Source organism: Cedecea neteri NBRC 105707 = ATCC 33855 (genome assembly GCF_001571265.1).
GTDB lineage: Bacteria > Pseudomonadota > Gammaproteobacteria > Enterobacterales > Enterobacteriaceae > Cedecea > Cedecea neteri.
In genome coordinates this window covers 1-3,835 of the sequence record NZ_BCTL01000101.1, presented here as the reverse complement: position 1 = coordinate 3,835, position 3,835 = coordinate 1, and the positions used below count along the sequence as shown (strand labels likewise).

2 protein-coding genes are annotated in these 3,835 nt (G+C 40.5%); one reads left to right on the top strand and one right to left on the bottom strand.

The genetic code is table 11. The features are described from left to right. Positions 1 to 211 precede the first annotated feature (211 nt). Positions 212 to 1,366: a hypothetical protein gene (locus CNE01S_RS23790; RefSeq protein ID WP_245874540.1), complete on the top strand. Its 1,155-nt coding sequence runs from the start codon at positions 212 to 214 to the stop codon at positions 1,364 to 1,366. A gap of 291 nt (positions 1,367 to 1,657) precedes the next feature. On the opposite strand, the gene CNE01S_RS23785 is transcribed toward CNE01S_RS23790, so the two are convergent. Next, on the bottom strand, positions 1,658 to 3,523 hold the full coding sequence (locus tag CNE01S_RS23785) for a DUF7380 domain-containing protein (protein WP_061279146.1): 1,866 nt from the start codon (positions 3,521 to 3,523) through the stop codon (positions 1,658 to 1,660). Between the last annotated feature and the right edge of the window lie 312 nt (positions 3,524 to 3,835).

Here is a 3,835-nt window from a genome sequence, read left to right as displayed (position 1 = left end):
AAGGGCAGTTAATGATAACTTTCGATGAGTGCCAAAAGCGGAAGTTGAAGAATCACCTTTGTGAGCAAAATATAACAATACTTTGATGGCGCAGCGGGCATCACTACCCTAAAACATGATATGTAAGGGGGTTTGATTGCAGTCTGGAATCCGGGCGTGGGTTTATCGATGATGGAGCCGAGTTGAGATATCCGATATGAAGAGGTCAATAGTGCACAAAAATGATCGTCTGCCAGCGCCGAGAACAAACCACTCTACACCTGAAGCACGGCAGCGCGTTATCAATGGACTTGCTACGACGGCTAAAGCTGACTTCGTTTCCTTAGTTCACTGGCTGAAAGTAGGTAAAAAGAATGGTGAACCTATACCATTAGCTAAAAGTGAACGTCTTCGCACCGTTATTCTTAATCTTGAGACCCTTAAAGCCGGTGTACAAACCGACTGGAAGCAGGCGCTCCAGTTGATGGAGAAAGAAATCAAAAAAAGCCATGAACTGAAAGCCTCAGATCCTGCTCCATCGCAGATTGTTACTGGTGTTCTGAGGAATCTTAATGACATCAGCGAGAAGATCGCTTCGGGTAATGCTAATCCCGAGATGCTTGGCAGGCTCGAAAATATGCAGAAAATGGTTGCCAACCTTGAGGGCGGTGAGGATCTACTTAAAAGCATCAGCATACTAACCCGAAATGCACAGGATGCTTTGTGTGGATGTAGCAAGAAGCAGCCGAATTCAAAAATTAGGAAACCTGAAAAAGTAAATCCTACACTTCGTGACGAGCAATCTTTCCGGGCCGAGTGTGCCCCTTTGATAGGGGAATGCGATATTTTCATAATCGCGAGTTGTCTTATTTCTATGTCGGCGCGGTTGGGACAGTCCCCTGTCACTCTAGCTAAAAGAGCAGTTGCTTTAAAAGGTGTCATCAAAACTGAGCTTTTGCCCGAACTGCTTGAGTTACTTCAGCAGGATGTAGAGTTGAATGTCTTAGTGCCGCTTCCAAGAGTCAAAGATGACAATACTCGTAGTGATGGAGGTAAGCTTGTTGGGTTGACAGGGGTCGTTGAAGGAGGCTCGTCTATCGGTGTGGAAGCGCAGCGAATTATTACCGCAGAACTTAAAAAGTTCACGCATATCTCTGGAGTTCAGCGCATTTATCTGGATACAGCCCGTTTAGGACTGGCTTTGGAAAACGATACGTTTAAGGTTATCGAGGAGGTAAAACGTATCGCTGGGGTGCATGCCTGGAGCCCATTATCCGTTGCAGCGTATGCGGCCTATAAAACGCCTGGTATCAGACCAGAAATAGCTGGTGATGTGATAACTTTACTGGCACAGGATGAGACTCTTTCAGCGACCGCCAGACGATAACTTTATTTGTATTATCTCAGATTTGGCCTGACATAGATGTGGCGCAGGGCCAGACTTAATCTGACCGTCTTCAGTGCCAGAAGAGGACATTGCTGATATCATGATGTGTTAATCAGCCGGGAACAAGTCAGCCAGTTGGTGATGGGGGCGAGTTGTCAAAAGTTGTCGTCTGCCATCATCGCCAGCGGGAGTTCTTAAGTGTACGCGCTCTAAGTTGCAGCAGCTTCATTCAGGCGCATAAGAAATATTTTTAATTTCCATATTTGCAAAAAAATAAAATATTACATAAAGTTAAAGCGTCATCTCAATTTGCGGTATTACTTGGTCTTTCCAGCAATGAAGAATAGGTAAACAAATGAGTCTATAAATAAACCAACAAGCGTAGATACAATCTGGCTGATAACAGTCTCCAGCCGACAATTTTCCATGTGCAACTTTATGCCTTAGCGAAGGGCCTGCTTTATAATGGAAAAGCATATCAATCTCATGAACTATATCCTCACCAAATATTTCTAATAAATCACTACGTTTATTTTCCAATAGCCCCGACAAAGAACGATCCTCCTGAAGACCGCCATCCGAAAATTTGAATGAATCTCTTCCACTACAGAATAAAACATGGCGTAATGTATTCTCAAGCTGAGGAATTAGTATATATGCTGCTGATGCCAAATCACCTTGGAATAAACGGGAAAAACCTAAACTGAAGAGATGTTCATGGCCAAAAGGAACAAAGCTACTTAAACTCACAATAACATCGAAATGTCTTAGCTCAACCGCGTATTGCAGCATCGTAGCATGTCGGGCTGGTTTAATTCTTGATTCAACAATAAAATACCTAAGGCTGCTCATATGTATAATAGAGTTCGATTTCAGCCACTCATTTTTAGGTTCTTGCTCTGAAGAGTGACTGCATGTTTTAGCTACAGGTTTGCCTTCTTGGTCAAGATATATTGAAGTGGGGAATAAAAAGGATATTCCACTACTATTGTTGTTTAAAATTTCTTCTTTTAAGCTTTCAATAGTTGGTGATTTAGATAATATTGCAAAGCAATACAGTATTTCGGGGAGGAAAATGTTTGTGAACTGATTAATTGTTTCATTGTATTCTTCTGATAGATCGCAAGGCATGTCATATTGAAACATCTCAGAGAGGCTGGCAAGTTGTAAGTCCCTTAATTTAACTCGAAGAATATCAATTTTATCCTGAAACCCACCCGCTATTTGAAGTTCTGTTATAGCCTGTCGTACCCAAGAAGCTTTCGCAGCATAGCTTGAAACTTGTTCACACATTCTTAGAGTTTCATTTGAATACTCCTCTAAACAGTGCCTGCGACCTTCAGTGTTTTTATTTTTCAGATGACATTGTGCTGCAAGTGCCCACACTTTCTTCCGAGCTTCTGGATAATCATTTATACTTCCCCTGTTAACAAGATTTTCTGAATCATCAGCTACTTCTTGCCATGTTTTTATTTTATAACCTATAGCTAACTCTCCAATCCTAGAAAATGCTACATATATACATTTTTGATAAGAGAAGATATAAAATTGTTCAAAAGCTTTTGCTAGATAACTTGGAATATGGTCGCGCTTACCCATCGTCCCATTTATGCACAAGGCTCTCTGTAATAAATTCATCAACTCAAATAACTTTGTGAAATTATCGGTATCGCATTTTTTGCTTATATGCTCAAGGACTATATTAGAATATGCTTTGACCGCTTCGATGCCACACTTGTATTCTTTACGGTCATTTGACCATACGATATCTGCAATTCGGCCTTTCAATGCCAAGTTATTAATAAAATTAACAATATCTGAAAGCAGTGAGTTATAATCACTTTTTATATCTTGAGGCGTGAGCATTTTATTTTCTGCATCTTGCCATCTTGGATGCCAAGTATCGGCCGGATCGTCAGATGACATTCGCATTGAACATAGCGTCGCTAAGAGTTTATATGCTCTGTGAGCAGAGTGGTCATCGCGGTTTAAAGCTGTAGATGCTAATTTGCTTAGTTCAAGCCACATATTTAAACCACACAGTTCTTCATAACCGTCTAACAACGATGCAAGGGGGATGCTGTGTAAATCATCAATAGTAGTTTTATCGTCAAGCGGGCTCTTACTTTTTCTTCCCTGATTCGTTGAGTTTGCCATAGATTTGTCCTTTCGTTAAAAATTTTGAAAAGGTGCTTTAAACTTTCATCCAGTTAGGTTTTTAGAATAATTTACTTATAGAACTAGAAAAAAGTATGTGACCTTAATCTCTTCACATCAATCTAACTATTGATAATACTCGAAGTTATGCAGCTATCTCTGTCTAAACTCAGCGTTTCATCACAAAAGATCTAAAAAAGCCTTATAGTGGATTACTAAATTTAACCACTTTAATAGACATGTTAACTTCCGTTTCTCGCTCATAGCGGCCGTTGTTAAGTCCATACGGCATTGATTATTGAGAAGGGGGGG

Coding starts and splice junctions, on each gene's coding strand:
- CNE01S_RS23785 (WP_061279146.1), bottom strand. CDS start 3,523: ATGGCAAACTCAACGAATCAGGGAAGAAAAAGTAAGAGCCCGCTTGAC.